Here is a 19,386-nt window from a genome sequence, read left to right as displayed (position 1 = left end):
CAGGTTTTCGGGTTTTCTGCCGAATTTGCATATAGGTTCCAGTTGCAGCCAACCGCCATTCAGGCAAAGTCGATATCACGGTGATCCGGCCATCTGATCTGGCCGCACCCAGGGGGACAGCATGACCACGCACGCATCATTGGATGCCTCGACCGCCGGCCCCGCGCCGTATGGTCGCGACCGTGCGGCCAATGTCCCGCCTGGAAACGATCACCCTGCTTGAGCACAGCGGGTCCATCCCGCCGTGCCTCCTCCGCAAGGACGCGCGGAGGCCCACGGACGATCCCGGCGGAGCCGGGCCACCGCCCAACGCAGGTGTACTGCATCCGCAGACAGGTAGAGGGAGACATTGGTCATGAACGCATCGATCCGCAAATTCCTGAAGGAAGAAGACGGTGTCACCGCGCTCGAGTACGGGCTGCTGGCCGCCGTCATCGCTGGCATCCTGATCGCGGTCGGCAACGACCAGATCAAGGGGTTCTTCGAAACGCTGTTCAAGAACCTCTCCGCACTGGCCACCAAGGCGTCGGGCTCGACGACCTAAGCGGCGACCGCGCGCGGTCCGGCGGGCCGCGACCGCGGGGCGCATGGAACCAGGCGAAGACCGTCCAGTGACGGACGACGGAGTGTGCGATGACACTGCTGGGATTGTTGGCCATCGGCGTGTGCCTGCGGATTGCGATCAGTGATCTGTATGCCCGTCGGGTGCCCAACACCTGGCTGATCGCCGCATGCGTGATCGCCACTGCGGTGATCGTCGTCGGCCAGTTCAGCGCGCCGCGCCAGCCGTGGCTGCCCCACGCTGCCGGCGCGGCGCTCGGCCTGTTGGCGCTGCTGCCGTTCTATGCCCTGCGCTGGATGGGGGCCGGCGACGTAAAGTTCTTCGCCGTGCTGGGGCTGATGCTGGGCTGGCAGGCGCTGTTGCCGGTCTGGCTGGTGGCAAGCCTCGCGGCCGGGTTGCACGCCGTGCTGGTGCTGGCTGGCCGGCGCCTGGGCGTGCTGCTGCCCGGCCACCTGCAGATGCAGGTCAATCGCACCAGCACGCAGTGGCAGGCGCATCCGGCCCTGCGCGGCATGCAGGCCGCCCGCCAGGGGCGGCGTGGCATTCCCTATGCAGCTTACCTGGCACTCGCCGCCATCGGCTGGGTGCTGGCCAGCATCTACGGAGGTGCACCATGAACACCCGCAGCCGACGCCTGCAACGCGGTGTCGCCAGCATCGAATTCGCCCTGATGCTGATGCTCGGCCTGTTGCCGCTGCTGCTGTTCACCTTCTCCGGGGTGATGATCATGGCGGCGCAGCAGACCCTGGCCACCGCCTCGGCCGAAGGCGCGCGTGCCTCGCTGCGCTACGGCACCGCCGGCGAACGGCGTACGGCCGCCTGCGTCGCCGCACGCACATCGATGCAGTGGCTGCTGCAGTTCTCCAAGCAGAACGTGGACTGCAGCGCTGGGGGCAGCAACGCCATCGTGGTGTCGGCGCAGGCGCCCTGCGCCGGTCTGGCCACGGCCCAGTGCATGACCGTGACGGTCAGCTACGACTACGCCAGTTATCCCTTCCTGCCCGGCACCGCCACGCTCTACAAGTGGGTGATGCAGGCTCCCATCCGCAGCGTCGCGGTCGCCCAGCTCGATCTCGGCAGCGGCAATTGATGATCGGTACTTTGGAGACGGTTCCATGCTCAAGTTGACCCGCATCGCTGCCGTCGCCCTGATCGGTCTGGCCGTGCTGCTGGCGCTGATCGCCTTCATGATCGGGCGCAAACCGGCCGCACCGGCCACGGTCGCACCCATCGCCCACAACGAGGCGCAGGCGATCACCGTGGTGGAAGCGGTGGCACGGCTGCCTGCGGGCGAGCCGATCAGCGCCAACGGGCTGCGACTGGCCCAGCGCACCTCACCCGTCGCCGGTGCTGCCACCAGCATCGCCGCCGTTGTCGGCAAGGTGCCGGTGCAGGACATCGCCGAAGGCAGCCCGATCAGCAGCGGCGCGTTGGCGCAGGGCTTCTCGCTGCAGCTGCGGCCGGGCGAGCGTGCACTGGCGGTGCCCGTGGACGAACTTGTCGGTGCCGGCAACCGCATCCTGCCCGGTGATTTCGTCGACGTCTTCCTCAACCTGCGCAACGCCCAGCCCAGCATCAACAGCCCTGGCGAAGCCGCGCAGACGCGCCTGCTGCTGTCGCGCCTGCGCGTCCTGAGCTATGGCCAGCAGGACATCGTGCCGGTTGCCACAGAGGACCACCCCAATAGCGAGGCCGACACCCGCAACGACCCGCGCGCGGCCGACATCACCGGAAGTGGCAGCAGGCACAGCAGCAGCAATGAAGCCCCGCAACCCGCTCGCAGCGCGGTGCTGGCGGTACCCGTGGCCGACGCCAACCGGCTGCTGCTGGGTGCGCAGCAGGGCAAGCTGTTCCTGGCCCTGCGCAATCCGGCTGATACCGGCCTGCCCGATCTGGCGCTGTTCCCGCAATCGCGCAATGTGATCGACCCGCTGCGCGGGCTCGACGCCGAGCAGCAGCTGGCACTGCAGCGCCCGGAGAACCACGCCTTCGCCGGTATCGACGGCGACGCGCTGGCCGGACGCGGCAGTGCTCCGCCACGCAGCAACGCGGATGCACCGGCGCGCACACCGGCACCACGTCGCAGCGCTCCACGCGCGTCGGGTATCGAGATCATCCGTGGCGACAGTTCCGCCCCCCGTGGCTCCCTTTGACCTGCATCGAGTGCATCCATGACCGAACGTCGCCGCCGTCCACGCATTTCCCCCCGCCAGCGCTGGCTGGCCCTGCTGCTGGTGCTGCTGGCACCGGCAACGAGCGTGGCCGCCGATGACCTGGTGCTGCAGGCCCGTGAGCAGCGTCCCTGGAACCTGCCGGCCGACCTGGAGCGGGTGGCCATTGCCGACCCTGGCGTGGCCGACATCGTGATGCTGCGTGGCCAGCGCCAGGCACTGCTGGTAGGCAAGATGCCCGGCACCACCACCCTGCTGCTGTGGCACCGCAAGCAGGCCGAGCCGCAGCGGCTGACGGTAAGGGTGCAGAGCGCCGTACAGGGCGCCGCCAGCACCGGCGGCAATGACCTGGTGTTCACCCAGCAGGACCAGCAGGGCCTGTTGCAGGGAAGCACCGACAGCGTGCTCTCGCACATGCAGGAACAACGCACCGCGGCGATGGCGCTGGGCAAGGACGGCGTGCTTGCCGATACATCCACCATCAGCAGTGGTGGCGTGGTCCAGGTCGAGGTCAAGGTGGTCGAGTTCAACAAGACCGCCATGAAGCAGATCGGCATCAACTTCCAGAACCGCAACGGCGGCTTCGCCTATGGCTTCGCGCGGCCCGGCACTGGGTTGCCGGGCAACACCGGCGTACTGCCGGGCATGAAGGAAGGCAACGTCAGCAACGAAGCGGTGTCACCGATTTCCTCGGCATTCCGGCTGGTATTCGGTTCGACCAAGGGACTGTGGAACGCCGACGTCGAACTGCTGCAGAGCAATGGCATGGCCCGCGTGCTGGCCGAGCCGACACTGGTGGCGCTGTCCGGACAGAGTGCCAGCTTCCTGGCCGGTGGCGAACTGCCGATCCTGGAACCGCAGGGGCTTGGCACCACCACCATCACCTACAAGCCATTCGGCATCGGCCTGACGGTGACCCCGACCGTGCTGGCGGCGAACCGGATCGCGCTGAAGGTGGCGCCGGAAGCAAGCGATCTGGACTACAGCAACTCCATCATGCTCAACAACGTGCAGATTCCCTCGATCACCACCCGCCGCGCCGATACCACGGTCGAGCTGGGTGATGGCGAGAGCTTCGTCATCGGTGGCCTGGTCAGCTCCAACGTCGTGTCCAACGTCAGCAAGATCCCGCTGCTGGGCGACCTGCCGATCATTGGCTCGTTCTTCCGCAACTTCGACTACAAGCGCCAGGACAAGGAACTGGTGATCATCGTCACTCCGCGCCTGGTGCAGCCGCTGGCACGCAACACCGAACTGCCGCTGCCCGGCGAGCGCGAAGCCAAGCCGCATCTTCCCGAGTGGGGTTCCTGGTTGCTGGGTCCGGTCAGCCAGGACCCGGTGCCCGGTTTCTCGCGCTGAATCCATGATGCCTGCGATACCACGCCCATGCCCTACGCCACTGCCCAGCCGCTGCATCCACAAGGACCCCCGATGAACCTGGTCCTGTATGGCATGGATCGCGAACTGCTGCCCCGGCTGGCTGCCAAGCTGCCGCCGAGCACCACCCTGCATTGGCAGGACAGCAACGCTCCCACCTCCGCGCAGGACCTGCAACGCGGCCCGCAGAGCCTGGTGCTGCTCGACTTCCGGCCCGAGCATGCGGCCGCGTCGAGCGTACTGGCACAGCAGCTGCAGCAGACCCAGCCGGACCTGCCCCTGGTCGCGGTCGGCGCAACCAGCGCCGGCCAGGTTGAAGGCGTGGTGATCGCGCTGCGCGCTGGCCTGCGCGATGTGCTGGACCTGGACAGCGACAACACCGGCATCGAAGCGGCCCTGCGGCGTGCCCTGTCACCGCGCCCGGCCGCGGTTGCCCAGCACGCGCACAAGGCGCGCCTGATCGTGCTGCTGGGCGTGCGCGCCGGCGTCGGTACCAGTACCCTGGCCGCGCATCTTTCGGTGCTGGCGCAGCAGACACGGGCACTGGCCCAGGGCGAAGCACTGCAGCAGGACGGCCTGCTGATGGAACTGGCACAGCCGTCCGGCGACCTCGCCCTGTATCTCAATCTCGACAGCCGTTTCCACTACGAAGACGCACTGCGCAACGCCAGCCGCATCGATGCCACCCTCGCCCGCACCGCCATGGCCCGCCATGATTCCGGGCTGGTGCTGTTGGATCGTGCCGGCGGCAGCGACGCCGTTCCGCCGTCCGACCCCGGCGCGCTGCTGCAGCGCCTGCGCGGTGTGTTTGCCAGCGTACTGTGCGATGCCGGCGGCTGCCCGCTGCGGCAACTGCCGCCGCTGTTGCTGGACCAGGCCGACGAGATCTGGCTGGTCACCGATGCCTCGATCGCCACGCTGGTGTCGCTGGACCAGGCGCTGAAGCACCTGTCGGGCCAGCGCGAGCGCGAGAAGCGCCTGCAGCTGGTGATCAACCGCCACGACGACAGCAGCGGCATGAGCCCGGAACAGATCGCGCGCCGCTTCGAAGTACCGCTGCTGGCGACGCTGCCCGAACGGCCACGCGTGCGCCTGGCCGCCAGCCAGGGCCACCTGCTGCTGCAGGATGCGCCGCGCGACCCCTATCTGCGTGCCCTCGCCCCGCTCGTGTCACGCCTGGATCCGGCCGCCTGCCCGGTCCAGCCGCATGGCCTGCGGGAAAGACTCTCCCTTGCCCTGGGTGGATCGCAATGGAAGACAAGGTAACCCCGTTCCCGCATGCCGTTGCCCGCCCGGTGCTGCCCGAAAGCACTCCGGGCCACCTGCCGTTCGCGCAGACCGAGCAGTACCAGAAGGTGCTGTCGGCAGCGCATGAGCATCTGCTCAACAGCATCGAGGACGAGCGCATCGACATCGATTCCTGGGCCCCGGACACCATCGCCCGCTGGGTACAGGTGCAGACCGTGGGCTTCATTCAGGAGTGGCGCATCCCGATCAACGAGGAAGAGATGCAGGTGGTGGCCGAGGGCCTGGTCAAGGAGCTGACCGGTTTCGGCCCGCTGGACGACCTGCTGCACGACCCTTCCATTGAAGACATCCTGATCAACGGCTTCAAGGACGTGCACGTTTCGCAGGGCGGCCAGCTCAAGCGCGCCACCCAGCGCTTCACCGATGACACCCACCTGCTGCGCATCCTGCGTCGCATCCTCGCGCCGCTTGGCCGCCGGCTGGATGATTCCAACCCGATGGTCGACGCGCGCCTGCCCAACGGTGGCCGCCTCAACGCGATCATCTCGCCGCTGGCGGTGGACGGACCGATGGTGTCCATCCGCAAGTTCCGCAAGGACCCGTTCACCCCCGACGAGCTGCTCGCCAAAGGCACCTTCGACGCACCGATGCAGGCACTGCTGAAGGCGATGGTCCTGGGCCGCTGCAACATCCTGGTCTCCGGCGGCACCAGCTCGGGCAAGACCTCGCTGCTCAATGCCCTGGCCAGCTATGTGCCGGCCAACGAGCGCGTCATCACCGTGGAGGACACCGCCGAGCTTTCGCTGAACCATCCGCACGTGGTGCGCCTGGAAAGCCGCATCGGCGGCGCCGAGGGCCAGGGCGCGGTCAGCATCCGCGACCTGGTGCGCAACAGCCTGCGCATGCGCCCGGACCGCATCGTGGTCGGCGAAGTACGTGGCGCCGAAGTGCTGGAAATGCTGCAGGCGATGAACACCGGCCACGACGGGTCGATGGCCACCATCCACGCCAACACACCGCGCGACTGCCTGTACCGCATCGAGATGCTGGCCGGCTTTGCCGGCTTCCAGGGCAGCGAGGACAGCCTGCGCCGGCAGATCGCCAGCGCCATTGATTTCATCGTGCAGATCTCGCGGCTGGGCAGCGGACGCCGGGTGCTGGTCTCGATCACCGAGATCACCGGGGTCAGTGACAACCTGATCACCACCCAGGAGATGTTCCGCCACGAGGTGCAGATCGATGGCACCGGCCGCGAGACCGACCGCTGGATCGGCCTGGGCTTCCATCCGCATTCGCACAAGCTGGAGCCGTTCCGCCAGCAGCTGCGCGAATCACTCTACGGGGACTTCTGAGCATGGGCACCGGCCTGCTGCTGGGCGTGTTGAGCATCATCTCGGTGCTGCTGGCGCTGGCCGTCTGGCTGTGGGGCAGTGCCAGCAGCCGTGAGCAGCGCCAGGCCTCGCTGCAGCATGCCGAGCAGCAGCTGGCGCGCGGCAGCGCGGCCAGTACGGTACCGGCCGCGCCTGCGGTTGCTGCGGCCAACGATTCGGCCCGCCCCGCCAGCAGTGGCAACCGCGTACTGCCCTGGGACGGCGTCCTGCAGCGTGCCGGCCTGCAGCCGGGCTGGAAGCTGCCCCTGATGCTGCTGGTGCCCGGACTGGTGCTTGCGGTGGTCGCGGCGATGCGGCTGGGCACGGCCTGGATGTTTCCGTTGACCCTGCTGCTGTACCTGCTGGGCTGCTGGCTGTGGGTGATGCGCCGGATCACGAAGCTGCGTGCGCAGCTGCTGCACCAGATGCCGGACTTCCTCGACAACCTGGTCCGCCTCACCGCGCTGGGCAACAGCCTGCAGGCGGCGTTCCAGGTGTCTTCGATGCAGACCAGCGCGCCGCTGCGCGGCCTGCTCGACACCACGGTGCGCTATGCGCGCAGCGGCATGGACCTGGACCGCGCATTGAGCCTGGCAGCGCAGCCGTATCGCATGGACGTGCTGAAGGTGCTGGCGGTGGTGATCGGGGTGAGCGTGCGCATCGGCGGCCGCGCCGACCAGATCCTGCAACGCATGGGCGACTTCATGCGCGACCTGGAACAGGCCCAGCAGGAACTGGCGGCCACCACTTCGGAAACGCGCATGTCGGCCTGGGTACTGGGGCTGCTGCCACCGGCCAGTGCGGTGCTGATGGCGATCTCCAGCCCGGCATTCTTCCAGCCGGTGCTGCACGACCCGCTCGGCCACAGGATCCTGCTGATCGCGCTGGGCCTGGAACTGCTCGGGGCGTTCCTGCTGTACCGCTTGGCCAAATCGCTATGACCGCCGGCAACCACCACGGAGGTGCCCGATGAGTGCCAGCGCCTGGTTCGCCCTTTCGCTGCTGGTGCTGGCAGCCGGCGTCGCCCTGCTCGGCATTGCCGGCTGGGTGCGCAGCCATCGCGAGCACCGCACCTCGGCGACGCTGAAAACCGCCCTGCAGCCGCGGGAGGAGGCCCGCGACACCGAGGCCACGCGCCGCGACTCGCTGGGCTGGATCGAGCGCTTCGGCCGCTCGCTCAGTGGTGGCCGCCTGGAGGCCGCACTGCTGGCCAACGAGGACAAGCTGCTGCTGGACCTGGCCGGCTGGAACACGCGCCGTGGCACCGCCATCTATCTCGGCCTGCGCCTGCTGCTTGCGCTGCTGGTGCTGGCCCTGGCGCTGGCGTTCAGCAGCGCGCACGGGCTGGCCAGGGTGATGGTGGTGATCGGTGCGCTGGCGGCCGGGCTGCTGCTGCCCAAGTTCGTGCTGTCGTCGTGGGTCAAGCGCCGCCGCCGCGCGGTGGAGAATGAGCTGCCCTTGCTGATCGACCTGCTGCGCCTGCTGCAGGGCGTGGGCTTCAGCATGGACCAGAGCCTGCAGACGCTGGGCGACAAGCTGCGCGATGCGCTGCCGGTACTGGGCGGTGAACTGCAGGAAGCCAATGTGGCCTATACCCACGGCCGCACCCGTGCGCAGTCACTGCGGCGATTGAGCGAGGTCTACGCCGATGACGACCTGACCAGCCTGATGCAGCTGATCCTGCAGGTGCATGCGCACGGCGGCGCGGTGCAGGAACCGCTGCGCCAGTTCAGCATCCGCCTGCGCGAACAGCGCCGCAACACGTTGAAGGAAAAGGTCGGCAAGCTCTCGGTGAAGATGACCGTCGTGATGATGCTGACCCTGTTGCCGGCACTGATGCTGGTGCTTGCCGGTCCAGCGCTGGTCGCGCTGGCCACCACCATGTCCAAGATGGGATCGCCCTGATGCCTGCCCTGCGCACCTCCTGCCTGCTGCTTGCCGCCGCCCTCGCCGCCCTGGCCAGTGGCTGCGCCTCGACCACCCCGAAGTACGTGCAGGCGCCCAGCCTTGCGCCGCCCGAACCCGATCCGCAGGACAGCCGCAACGCCTATCTGGAGCTGATCGAACGCATGCAGCAGCAGGGCGCCTGGTATGCCTCGCTGGCCCATGTCGAGGCCTTCCGCCAGCGCTATGGTGATCGTCCCGCCCTGCGCCTGCTGCAGGCCGACGCACTGCGTGAGACCGGCCAGGCCGACGCAGCGGCCGCGCTGTATCGCGAGCTTTCCAGCGGGCCCGAGGGCGCTGCTGCCGCCCATGGCCTGGGCCTGATCGCCGCACGCCGCGACGACGATGCCGGTAGCGAACAGGCCTTGGCGCGCGCCACGCAGTTGCAGCCCTTGAACACCGACTACCTGGGCGACCTTGGCTATGCACGGCTGCGCGCGGGCCAGTTCGACCAGGCCCGCGAACCGCTGGCCAAGGCCCTGGAACTTTCCCCTGGCAACGCCAAGGCCACGGCCAATCTCGCACTCTGGGCGGTACTGCGCGGCGACCAGGCCACGGCGGAGCGCCTGGCGGTACAGGCCAACCTTACCGAGGAAACCCGCCGCAGCATCCAGCAGCAGGCCCAGCAGATCCGCGCGCGCCTGCAGCAGCGGCAGGCCGCTGCCCCCGCCAACGCATCCGCGCCTGCGCGCACCGCCAGCATCGAAAGCAGTGCTCGCGCATCGGGCAGTGCACGGCTGGCCGCCGAACCACGCCGCGACCTGCGCGACGCGCGTGATCCCCAGCGCCTGCCACCGTCGATGCTGGAGCGCTTCAGTACCACCGATCAACCGACCGGAAGCACACCATGACTGCGATGCGCCTGATCCGACGCCTGTTGCCTGTGCTGTCCTGCCTGCTTGTTGCCGGTGCCGTGCAGGCACAGCAACAGCCATTGACCGGACAGATGCTCGGTGGCCCCGTGCCGCCGGCAGCGGTCGCCGCGCCGATGCAGGCCGAGCCGCTTCCCACCGTGGAGCTGGCCGCACCTGCCGCATCCGCCGAGGTCGCTGCGACGCAACCGGCACCCCCTGCAACCGGCATTGCACCGCCGGCAGCACCGCACACGCGCGCGCAGAGCGGCGAGGTCACCCGCAACCTGTTTCGCCTGCAGGCGTCCGGACAGCGGGCCGGCCAGCGCCTGCCGATCCTGGGTGACCAGGCCACGTTGAGCTATGCGCGTTACCTGAAAAGCTTTGAACACGAGATCCCGGACTTCTTTGAGACCGATGTTGCCCGGTCCAAGGACGCCTCTTCCTCCGGACGCTGAGGTCGGCCATGAAACGCCCACGCCAGTTCAGTTTCAGCCGCGCACGCGGCGGCATGTCGGTCACGATGATGCTGGTCATGCTGGCGCTGCTGGCCATGCTGGGCCTGATCGAGATCGGCTATCTGTTCTGGGCCAAGCGTGATGCGCAGAAGGTGGCCGACCTGGCCGCGCTGGCCGGCGCACAGCGGCTGGAGCTGTGCAGCTCGGACAACAGCGACAACAGCGCGGCCCGGCAGAACGCGCTGGCCCAGAACAGGTTCGCGGGTACCCTGCAGATCCGCTGCGGGAACTGGAGCGCCAGCCGCGGCACCGGCAACCGTTTCGTCACCAGCGTCGATGCCAGCAACCCGCGCAATGCGGTGCAGGTGATCGCCGAGCGCAGCGTGCTGCCCTTCTTCGGACAGAACGCCAGCCTGCCCACCGTGAGCGTGCAGGCCGTGGCGCGCCGCGCCGAACCCACTGCGGTGTTCGCGGTCGGCTCGCAGCTGCTGCGGACCAATGGCGATTCCGTGCTGCTGTCGACCCTGCGCCTGGTCGGGCTGGACGTCACCAATGCCACGGTGCTGTCCTATGACGGGCTGGCGCAGGCCAACGTCACCCCATCCGGCCTGCTCAAGGCGCTCAACATTCCGGTGAGCGCCAACCTCAGCGTGGCCGACTTCAACCGCCTGCTGTCGGTCAACAAGATTTCGCTGGCGCAGCTGGTCGATGCCACCGCCACCGTGGTCGGCCGTGACTCCACCGTGGGCGTACAGCTGCGGGCATTGTCCGACCTGGTCGCCACCCAGCTGGACATCAACAAGCTCAACATCGTGCTCGGCAGCCAGTCCGGCGGCGGTGGCCTGTTCGCAGAGGTTGTCTCGCCCGACGGTACCGTCGGCAGCGCACTGGAATCACAGATCAACGTGCTCAACCTGATCAGCACCGCGATCTCCATCGCCAACGATGGCAACGGCATAGCCGTCAAGGGACTGGACCTGCTGGGCATCAAGATCCAGGCCGGCGTGGTCGAGCCGCCATCGATCGCCATCGGCGGTGTCGGCAGCCGTGCCTACAACGCACAGGTACGGCTGATGGTGGACGTGGACAGCAACAACCTGTTCGCGCTGGGGCCGCTGCTGAACCTGCTCGGCACGCGCCTGCACCTGCCGCTGCACGTCGATGTGGCCAATGGCATGGGCACGCTGACCGGCATCCAGTGCGGCGCCAGCCCACCCAAGGCCACCATCCAGGTCGATTCCTCGGTGCTGCGTGCCTGCGTCGGCAACGTTGATCCGGCACAGCGCTTCTCCAAGAACAATGTCTGCGACGCCACGCTGCAGAACGAACAGCTGCTGAAGCTGCTGGGCCAGCCATTGATCAACGACAAGATCACCCTGCCCGCCCTGACCAGCACGCAGAACCTGACCCTGGCCGCCGGCGAGACCGGCTCGACCCGGATCAATCCGCTCGCGATCGGTGACGCAGTGTCGAGCCTGGTCAACGAACTGCTGCGCGTGCTGTCGGGCATGCTCAGCTCACCCAAGCAGGGCATGAGCGCCAACGACACCGCCAAGGCGCTGGCCGATCGCTATCTGCAGGCGGCCTTTCCACCCAACACCCGCTACGACGTCGACAAGCTGATTCCATTGCTGCGTGATGGCGATCCCAGCCGGCAGCTGGCACCGCTCAACAGCTGGACCGTGCCAGGCGGCCTGCCTTATGCGTGCGGCCTGCTCAACCTGGCCACCTGCCACAAGGATGGCCAGGTCTGGGATGCGCTCAGAGTCACGGTCACCGGCCAGGGCCTGGGCGTCCTCGACGGCCTGCTCGGCTCGCTGGTCGGCGGCCTGCTGATCAACCGCTGCGACAGCCTGCTCGGCAACCTGATCGACTACAACGGCTGCGTGCGCAACAACCTGGCGTCGTACATCCAGACCGCGCCGGCGGGTTTCCTCGATGGCGCCGGTGGCAGCGGCGTCACCAACCCCGACGGCAGTGTCAGCTGCAGCGGCCTGCTGTGCACCCTGCTGAAGCCGATCCTGGCCGCGCTGAGGCCGGTGCTCAACAGTGTCGGCACCCTGCTGACCAATCTGCTGGCCAGCGTGCTGGGCCTGGAACTGGGCCGGACCGACGTCAACGTGCAGTCGATCCAGTGCAGCGCCGCACAGCTGGTCTATTGAAGCTGGTCTATTGAAATCGAGCCGTGACGGGCGCCCTTGGCGGCGCCCGCGCCCATGCTAGACTCCCGGCGGGGAACCACCTTCATCTCAACCCACACTCATCCGTGGATGGTCTAGACATGCGAGAAACTTCAGGGGCCGCGGTCTTCGCCCGGCACGCGCGCAGCGCGGCAGTGCTGGCCGTGGCCATGATGCTGGTGCCACCGGCGGCGATGGCCGCACGTGGCGACCGTGAGGCTGCAGCCGAACCGGCGCGCAGCGCGCCGGTGGTGCGCAACACCGTGGACGAACTCAAGCAGTTGATGGATTCGCGCCAGCTGACCGAGCTGCGCACCACCTACAACGGCAACTACGGCGCCAGCCTGCTGTTCAATGCCAACACCCTGACCTACTACGTCGCCCTGTTCCAGGAGAAGAACTTCTGGCGGGTGATCAAGACCGACGCGGTGGACAACGCAGAGCGTGTGTACCGCACCTTCGCGCAGCAGTCCGAGCAGCTGGCCCAGGTCTACATCGACACCACCCGCCTTGAAGCCGGCAAGCGCTACACCGAGCGCCTGGTGGCCTACAACGAGGAACGCCTGCGCACCCTGCAGCAGGAAATGGAACAGCAGCAGGCGCAGTCGGCCCAGGTCAGCGCCGCCCTGCAACAGGCCCAGCAGCAGGCAGTAAGCCTCAGCACCGATGTGCAGAGCACCAACAGCCAGCTGGACGCCCTGCAGCGCCGCATCCAGATCCTGCAGGCCGAGCAGGGCAACCCGGAACTGAGCCTGCCCAAGCCGGACAGCCTGCCCGCACCGGCGGCCGCCAGCGACGGTCGCTGAGACCTGCGCTCACGGCATTCCACGCGACGGCGCCCTACGGCGCCGTTGTCGTTTTCAGCACTCTTCGCCCCCACCTCACTGGCATGCCGCGTAGACGGCGTCATCCAGCTGCCGGCGCTGCACGAAATCCAGCCGCCGGCGCTTGAGCAGCGCCTGCTCGCGTTGGCGCCGGGCACGCTCGCAGGCTGCCGCATCCGTGCTGATCGTGATCAGCGCGCCCTGTGCCCGGGCGACACGCCGCTGGCGACGCGACGGCTTCGATGGCGTGACTACTGGAACCACCGCACCGCGGGACAATGACTGCTCCGCCGGGACATCCCAGCGCCACGCGGCGCGCCCCTGGCAGGGTGTCTGCTGGTAGACCGGATGCGGCCCATCCACGCATTTGTAGACGTGGGTCTGCGCTTCCACCGTCATCGGCAACAGCAGGCACAGCGTCAGTGACCATCGCGTGGCAGGCATCCGGGCATTCCACAGGCAGGCTGTGGACATCCTCGGCGCACGACACAGGTCGTGCCAGAGCGATATGCGTCACATCCCTTGCAATCCAGCACAGCGGTGCAAGCCCGTTGCCGACCCCTGCGCTGTACTGCCGGAGGCACCGGCAGCCTGCCGGTGCCTTCCCTCCCTTCCGCCAAGGAACCTGCAATGAGCAACTTCGTCACCGTCGCCGACGGCGCCCGCATCTTCTACAAGGATTGGGGTACCGGCCAGCCGATCGTGTTCGCCCACGGCTGGCCGCTGTCTTCCGATGCCTGGGACCCGCAGATGCTGTTCATGGGCCAGAACGGCTTCCGCGTGATCGCCCATGATCGTCGCAGCCACGGTCGCTCCAGCCAGACCTGGGATGGCAACAACATGGACACCTACGCCGATGACCTGGCCGCGGTGATCGAAGCGCTGGACCTGAAGGACGCGATCCTGGTCGGCCATTCCACCGGTGGCGGCGAAGTGGCCCACTACATTGGTCGCCACGGCAGCAAGCGCGTGGCCAGGGTGGTGCTGGTTGGCGCCGTACCGCCGCTGATGCTGAAGACCGCTGGCAACCCGGCCGGCACCCCGCTGCAGGTCTTCGATGGAATCCGCAAGGGTACCGGCGGCGACCGTTCGCAGTTCTTCAAGGATCTGACCACCCCGTTCTTCGGCGCCAACCGCGACGGCAACACCGTCACCCAGGGCATGCGTGATTCGTTCTGGCTGCAGGGCATGCTCGGTGGCGTCAAGGGCCAGTACGACTGCGTGCACGAATTCTCGGAAGTGGACTACACCGAGGACCTGAAGAAGATCGACGTGCCGGCACTGGTGGTACACGGCGACGACGACCAGATCGTCCCCTTCGACGCCTCGGCCAAGCTGTCCTCGCAGATCATCACGGGTGCCGAACTGAAGGTATACGCCGGTGCACCGCACGGCCTGACCGTCACCCACGCCGAGCAGTTCAACGCCGACCTGCTGGCGTTCGCACGCGGTTGATGTGCCGCGGCTGCACCGTACCGGTGCCGCCGCCCCTTCGGTCGTGCCGGCCGCTGGCCGGCAACCCGATCAGTCCATCGCGATCACCCGCAGCCGGCCAGCGGCCGGCTCTACCACCGGAGGGTCAGATGTCGCTGTGGTGATGTGGCACAGCGGCAGGCAGTGGGTCATGCCCACCCACGAAGTGGCGCACCACCGGGGCACGCTCACCCCGGTGCAATCCACGCAGCACTTCCTGGATCGCCTTGTCGTCGGCGGTGATGCGCTCGTGCTGGCGCAGGTGCTCCAGCCAGGACGGGGTCACGAAATACTCCAGGTGGATGCCCGGGCTGGCCACATCCTCAACCACGCCCCAGACCACCGCGCCATCGCGGCGACGGATCGCGCCCAACGCGCGTATCTGCGCCTGGAACGCAGCGCGATCACCATCCTCGATGCGGTACTCGATGGTGACCAGCACCGGGCCGCGATCGTTCGACACCGGCACCGACAGCTCGGGGGCGGGCCAGTGACCGGCCGGGCTCAGGTTCAGGTCTTCGGTACCGGCGATGCGCACGCGCCACACCAGCAGCCCCCCAATCACCGCGCCCGCGGCAGCCACCAGCAACGCCAGTTCCGGCGAGGTACGCTGTGCGAGCGCACCCCAGCTCAGTCCGCCGGCCGCCATGCCAGCCGAGAACACCATGATGTACAAGGCCAGCGCACGCGCACGTACCCATGCGGGTACCGCGGTCTGCGCGGCAATCTGCAATGACGACAGCACGGTGATCCAGGCGAAGCCATTGACCAGCATCACCGCCGGAAGCACGTACCAGCTACGGGTCAGCGCCAGCCCGACCAGGCTCAACGCCAGCGACAACGTCGCCAGCAGCACCAGCAGGTCGCGATCCATCTGTGCGCGCAGCTTCGGCAGCAGCAGCGCACCGCCCACCGCACCGATCCCGATGCAGCCCAGCAGCATGCCGTACTGCCCCGCCCCACCGTGCATCTGCCCACGCACCACCACCGGCAGCAACGCGTTCATTGCCGCGGCGAAGAAGAAGAAGCCCACCGACTTGATCAGCACCGCCTGCAGGCGTCCGGCACGGCTGGCGTAGCGCAGGCCCGCTTTCAGTCCAGCACCGAAGCCTTCCGGCGGCAGGCTCGACTGCTTCGGGTCGCGCTTCCAACCCCACACCACGAACAGCATCGCGGCGAAGGTGATGGCGTTGAAGCCGAACGCCCAGACCGCACCGAGCTGGGCGACGATCACGCCGCCGATGGCCGGACCGATCGAGCGCGCGATGTTGATGCCGATCGAGTTCAGCGCCACCGCCGAAGCCAGCATCGGCTGCGGCACCAGTTCAGACACGATTGCGGCCTGCGCCGGCATCGCCATCGCCGCACCGCAGCCCATGCAGAAGGTCAGCAGCACCAGCAGCTGCGGGGTCAGCATGTCCATCGCGGTCAGCGTCGCCATCACGGCGGCGACCAGCAGCATCCAGCCCTGGGTCGCCAACAGGTACTTGCGACGATCGACGATGTCGGCCAGCGTTCCGGCGGCCAGTGCCAGCAGCACGATCGGTACCGTGGTGGCCGACTGCACCAGGGCCACCATCAACGGCGAGCCGGTACGTTCGGCCATCACCCAGGCGGCGGCCACGTCGTTCACCCAGGTGCCGATATTGCTGGCCAGGATCGCCAGCCAGATCGAGCGGAACATCCGGATCTTCAGCGGGGACCACGCACCTGCGGCCTGTACGGGGGGTTGCGACGCGGTTGCGTTCACCATTGCCATGCTCCAACGATCGAGGCGAACAGCGTGTCCCGGCCGCCGGCCTGCTTCAGTGCAGGACCGGCATTGACCCAGGCCAGCTGCAGCTGCCATTGCCAGTGTTCGCTGGCCTGCCAGCGGGTTTCGGATTTGTACTGATTACCGATGCGGCGCGCGCCACCGGCGCTGCCCGGCAACGCCACCAGCGGCGCCGGCGTGGTGTAGACCGCGTCAGCGCGGCGATGCTTCCAGGCCATCTGTACACCCAGTTCCGTCGTCACCGCGTCGTGCAGGCGCAGGGTCAGGGTCGGCTGGACGTCCATCAGATTGGCCGGGGCCAGCAGGCTGGCCTCGCTGAAGTAGGCCGACTTCGGGAACAGTGCATTGAAGGTTCCCAGGCGGCCGTCATGCAGGTTGCCATCACCACTGGCGATGTCCGCCTTCAGCCCCAACCGCGGTTGCAGCGGCAGCTCCGTCCAGCGCAACCCCGTATCGGTAGCCAGCGTCCAGGCGCGGATATCGAGCGTGCCGAAGGTCGTTCGCAGTTCGCCACCCTGCGCCGCCAGCTCGCTGTTCCAGTCCAGTGCACCTGCCTGGCCGAACCAGCGCGCACCCACGGTCTGCCGGCGTTCGATGCCGGAGCCCGCCGCGAAGCGCGCACCTTCGCGGCGGTAGTCGAGCAGGTAAAGATCCCACTGTCCCGCGCCCTGCCCGCGTGCCGTGGTGGCATAGGCACCCCACAGGTGGGCACCGTGTTCGCCACGATCATCGAAGGCACCCGGCCGGTTCTCCACCGGCCGCAGCGCCATCAGGTCAAGCGTGCCGAGGCGACCCTTCCAGCCCAGCCGCGCACCGTCGAAGGCCAGGCGGATGTTCGGTCCATCGCGCACCGACAACAGCCGCGAGCTGCCATAACCGGCTTCCTGCCGGCCGAGTTGCAGATGGACGCCACCGCGCTGCCAGCGCCAGTACGCCTGCTGCACATCCAACGCGCCACGGTCGGTGCGGCCCGGGCCGCCTGCCTTGCCATTCTCAGCATGCACGCCCACCTGCAGCTTTGCCTGCCAGCTGTCCTCCACATAGGTGGCTGAGGCCAGCGCGCGCAGCAGGCCGTAGCCATCTTCACTGCCGCCGATGCCGAACCGGGTCGGGTCGTAGTACAGGCCACGCAGGCGCAGCGAGGCGTCCAGCTGCAGCTGGCCGTTGCCGGCGTCGCTGCAGCGGCCGCCCTCGCAGGCCTGCGCCAGCGACGGCACGGCCAGCAGCGCCAGGCTCAGAACGCGAAACACGAGCATCCCATCGCGCCCCAGAAGGCGGTCAGGTCGTCGGTGGGCGCCGCGTGCTGCGCGGCATGACCGTGAGCACCATGCGCACTGCAGGCCACGCCGTGATGGTGGCGATGAGCGGCGGCCAATCCGGTGGCGGCACCGCCGACGTGGTAGCCGCCGAACCTGTTGACCGGCGACCAGTCCGGCATCGCCGGCGGCAGCTGCGGCGCCAGGCCTGCGTAGTCGCCGTCGGCATGCACGATGCGGCCACCGACCACGGTCAGCACGCTGGTGATGTCGGCGATGTGCGCATCGTCGACGCGGAAGAAATCGGCCGAGAGCAGGATGAAGTCGGCCAGCTGGCCGGCTTTCAGGGTGCCCTTCACCGCCTCGTCGCCGGAGAACCAGGCGCTGCCCTGGGTCCACAGGCGCAGCGCCTGCTCGCGTTCAAGCAGGTTTTCCTCGCCATACAGGGCCAGACCACCCACGGTGCGCCCGGTCACCAGCCAGGACAGCGCCACCCATGGGTTGTAGCTGGCCACGCGGGTGGCATCAGTGCCCGCACCGACCGGTACGCCCTCGGCCAGCATCCGCCTCACGGGCGGCGTGTGCCGCGCGGCCTGCACGCCGTAGCGCTCGACGAAGGCTTCGCCCTGGTAGGCCATGCGGTGCTGCACGGCGATGCCGCCGCCCAGCGCACGGATGCGCTCGATGTTGCGCGGGGTGATGGTCTCGGCGTGGTCGATGAACCAGTGCAGGCCATCGAACGGCACCTCGCGGTTGACCTGTTCGTACACATCCAGGATGCGGGTGATGCTCTCGTCGTAGGTGGCGTGGATGCGGAACGGCCAGCGCTTCTCGACCAGCAGCTTCACCACGTCGTGCAGTTCGGGCTCCAGCTCCGGCGGCAGCTCCGGGCGCGGCTCGTTGAACAGTTCGAAGTCGGCCGCCGAGAACACCAGCATCTCGCCGGCGCCGTTGTGGCGCAGCAGGTCATCGCCCTGGCGCGGTTGCAGGATTTCGCTCCAGCCACGGAAGTCGTCCACTTCCCTGCCCTTGTTCTGGGTGAACAGGTTGTAGGCGATGCGCACCGTCAGCTGATCATCGCGATGCAGCTGCTCGATGACCTGGTAGTCCTCGGGGTAGTTCTGGAAGCCACCGCCGGCGTCGATCACCGAGGTGATGCCGAGCCGGTTCAGTTCACGCATGAAGTGGCGCGTCGAGTTGGCCTGGTATTCGATCGGCAGTCGCGGGCCTTTGGCCAGCGTGGCGTACAGGATCAGCGCATTGGGCTTGGCCAGCAGCAGCCCGGTCGGGTTGCCCAGCGAATCGCGCACGATCTGCCCGCCCGGCGGGTCCGGCGTGTCCTTGCTGTAGCCGCACGCGCGCAGCGCGGCACGGTTGAGCAGTGCGCGGTCATACAGGTGCAGCAGGAACACCGGCGTATCCGGCGCAATGTCGTTGAGCTCCTGCAGCGTCGGCAGGCGCTTCTCGTTGAACTGCGCGGCAGTGAAGCCACCGACCACGCGTACCCACTGCGGTGCGGGCGTACGGTCAACCTGGGCCTTCAGCATGTCCAGCGCGTCGCCGAGCGAAAGCAGGCCGTCCCAGCGCAGTTCCAGGTTGTAGTTCAGGCCACCGCGGATCAGGTGGGTATGGCTGTCGTTGAGGCCGGGCAGCAGGCGCCGGCCCTGCGCGTCGATCAGGGTCGCTTCACTCCCCCAGCCGCACATGATTTCCTCGTCGCTGCCGACGGCGACGATGCGGCCTTCCTGCACGGCCAGCGCCTGGGCATGCGGTTGCTGCGGGTCGAGCGTGGTGATGCGGGCATTGCGGATGACCAGCGTGCTCATGCGACGCTCCTTGGAAGTGGAATCGAGTGCGGCACCGGCGCGGCCGGCCAACCCCAGCGCAACGGCGGCACC

The 19,386-nt window shown here is 67.9% G+C and carries 18 protein-coding genes; 14 read left to right on the top strand and 4 right to left on the bottom strand.

Annotated elements, in window-relative coordinates; translation table 11 throughout:
* The first annotated feature begins 355 nt into the window (after positions 1–355).
* The 13 genes from B9Y64_RS11290 to B9Y64_RS11230 all read left to right on the top strand — a co-directional run bounded on the left by B9Y64_RS11290 (position 356) and on the right by B9Y64_RS11230 (position 12,967).
* Complete coding sequence (locus tag B9Y64_RS11290) at positions 356–544, top strand: Flp family type IVb pilin (RefSeq protein ID WP_014037517.1); 189 nt, start codon at positions 356–358, stop codon at positions 542–544.
* An 89-nt stretch (positions 545–633) separates the two neighbouring features.
* On the top strand, positions 634–1,179 hold the full coding sequence (locus B9Y64_RS11285; RefSeq protein ID WP_100440774.1) for an A24 family peptidase: 546 nt from the start codon (positions 634–636) through the stop codon (positions 1,177–1,179).
* A complete protein-coding gene (locus B9Y64_RS11280; protein WP_100440773.1) occupies positions 1,176–1,652 on the top strand; it encodes a TadE/TadG family type IV pilus assembly protein in 477 nt (158 codons plus the stop codon). The genes B9Y64_RS11285 and B9Y64_RS11280 overlap by 4 nt, the downstream gene beginning before the upstream one ends.
* A gap of 25 nt (positions 1,653–1,677) precedes the next feature.
* Entirely contained in the window at positions 1,678–2,715 is a 1,038-nt protein-coding gene (cpaB, locus tag B9Y64_RS11275) for a Flp pilus assembly protein CpaB (RefSeq protein WP_100440772.1), read from the top strand.
* An 18-nt stretch (positions 2,716–2,733) separates the two neighbouring features.
* Complete coding sequence (locus B9Y64_RS11270) at positions 2,734–4,092, top strand: type II and III secretion system protein family protein (protein ID WP_100440771.1); 1,359 nt, start codon at positions 2,734–2,736, stop codon at positions 4,090–4,092.
* Between the two features lie 27 nt (positions 4,093–4,119).
* The gene (locus tag B9Y64_RS11265; protein WP_100440770.1) at positions 4,120–5,376 is read left to right on the top strand and encodes an AAA family ATPase; all 1,257 of its coding nucleotides are present in this window, start codon (positions 4,120–4,122) and stop codon (positions 5,374–5,376) included.
* Positions 5,361–6,710: a CpaF family protein gene (locus B9Y64_RS11260; protein WP_100440769.1), complete on the top strand. Its 1,350-nt coding sequence runs from the start codon at positions 5,361–5,363 to the stop codon at positions 6,708–6,710. The genes B9Y64_RS11265 and B9Y64_RS11260 overlap by 16 nt, the downstream gene beginning before the upstream one ends.
* A gap of 2 nt (positions 6,711–6,712) precedes the next feature.
* Complete coding sequence (locus B9Y64_RS11255; RefSeq protein WP_100440768.1) at positions 6,713–7,669, top strand: type II secretion system F family protein; 957 nt, start codon at positions 6,713–6,715, stop codon at positions 7,667–7,669.
* Between the two features lie 28 nt (positions 7,670–7,697).
* Entirely contained in the window at positions 7,698–8,633 is a 936-nt protein-coding gene (locus tag B9Y64_RS11250; protein WP_100440767.1) for a type II secretion system F family protein, read from the top strand.
* A complete protein-coding gene (locus B9Y64_RS11245; protein WP_100440766.1) occupies positions 8,633–9,523 on the top strand; it encodes a Flp pilus assembly protein TadD in 891 nt (296 codons plus the stop codon). The genes B9Y64_RS11250 and B9Y64_RS11245 overlap by 1 nt, the downstream gene beginning before the upstream one ends.
* Positions 9,520–9,981: a DUF3613 domain-containing protein gene (locus tag B9Y64_RS11240; RefSeq protein WP_100440765.1), complete on the top strand. Its 462-nt coding sequence runs from the start codon at positions 9,520–9,522 to the stop codon at positions 9,979–9,981. The genes B9Y64_RS11245 and B9Y64_RS11240 overlap by 4 nt, the downstream gene beginning before the upstream one ends.
* An 8-nt stretch (positions 9,982–9,989) precedes the next feature.
* A complete protein-coding gene (locus B9Y64_RS11235; RefSeq protein WP_100440764.1) occupies positions 9,990–12,143 on the top strand; it encodes a TadG family pilus assembly protein in 2,154 nt (717 codons plus the stop codon).
* Positions 12,144–12,262: 119 nt separating this feature from the next.
* Positions 12,263–12,967, top strand: coding sequence for a DUF2968 domain-containing protein (locus B9Y64_RS11230; RefSeq protein ID WP_100440763.1), 705 nt, complete (start codon positions 12,263–12,265; stop codon positions 12,965–12,967).
* Between the two features lie 75 nt (positions 12,968–13,042).
* Here B9Y64_RS11230 and B9Y64_RS11225 read toward each other — a convergent pair whose 3' ends face one another.
* On the bottom strand, positions 13,043–13,429 hold the full coding sequence (locus B9Y64_RS11225) for a hypothetical protein (protein WP_100440762.1): 387 nt from the start codon (positions 13,427–13,429) through the stop codon (positions 13,043–13,045).
* Positions 13,430–13,615: 186 nt separating this feature from the next.
* On the opposite strand from B9Y64_RS11225, the gene B9Y64_RS11220 reads away from it, so the two are divergent.
* Positions 13,616–14,440 (top strand): alpha/beta fold hydrolase, encoded by an 825-nt coding sequence (locus tag B9Y64_RS11220; RefSeq protein WP_100440761.1) that lies wholly within the window; start codon positions 13,616–13,618, stop codon positions 14,438–14,440.
* 124 nt (positions 14,441–14,564) lie between these two features.
* Here B9Y64_RS11220 and B9Y64_RS11215 read toward each other — a convergent pair whose 3' ends face one another.
* Genes B9Y64_RS11215 through B9Y64_RS11205 form a run of 3 tightly spaced genes read right to left on the bottom strand, consistent with a single transcriptional unit; the run spans position 14,565 to position 19,314 of the window.
* Positions 14,565–16,211, bottom strand: coding sequence for an MFS transporter (locus B9Y64_RS11215; protein ID WP_100440760.1), 1,647 nt, complete (start codon positions 16,209–16,211; stop codon positions 14,565–14,567).
* Entirely contained in the window at positions 16,205–17,488 is a 1,284-nt protein-coding gene (locus B9Y64_RS11210) for an alginate export family protein (RefSeq protein WP_100440759.1), read from the bottom strand. Before B9Y64_RS11210 ends, B9Y64_RS11215 begins: the two co-directional genes overlap by 7 nt.
* A complete protein-coding gene (locus B9Y64_RS11205; protein ID WP_202909063.1) occupies positions 17,467–19,314 on the bottom strand; it encodes an amidohydrolase in 1,848 nt (615 codons plus the stop codon). The genes B9Y64_RS11210 and B9Y64_RS11205 overlap by 22 nt, the downstream gene beginning before the upstream one ends.
* Positions 19,315–19,386: the final 72 nt, after the last annotated feature.

The sequence above is a fragment of the Stenotrophomonas maltophilia genome (assembly GCF_002799245.1).
GTDB lineage: Bacteria > Pseudomonadota > Gammaproteobacteria > Xanthomonadales > Xanthomonadaceae > Stenotrophomonas > Stenotrophomonas maltophilia_S.
The sequence above is the reverse complement of the archived record's forward strand: the minus strand, read 5'-3'. Positions and strand labels throughout refer to the sequence as shown.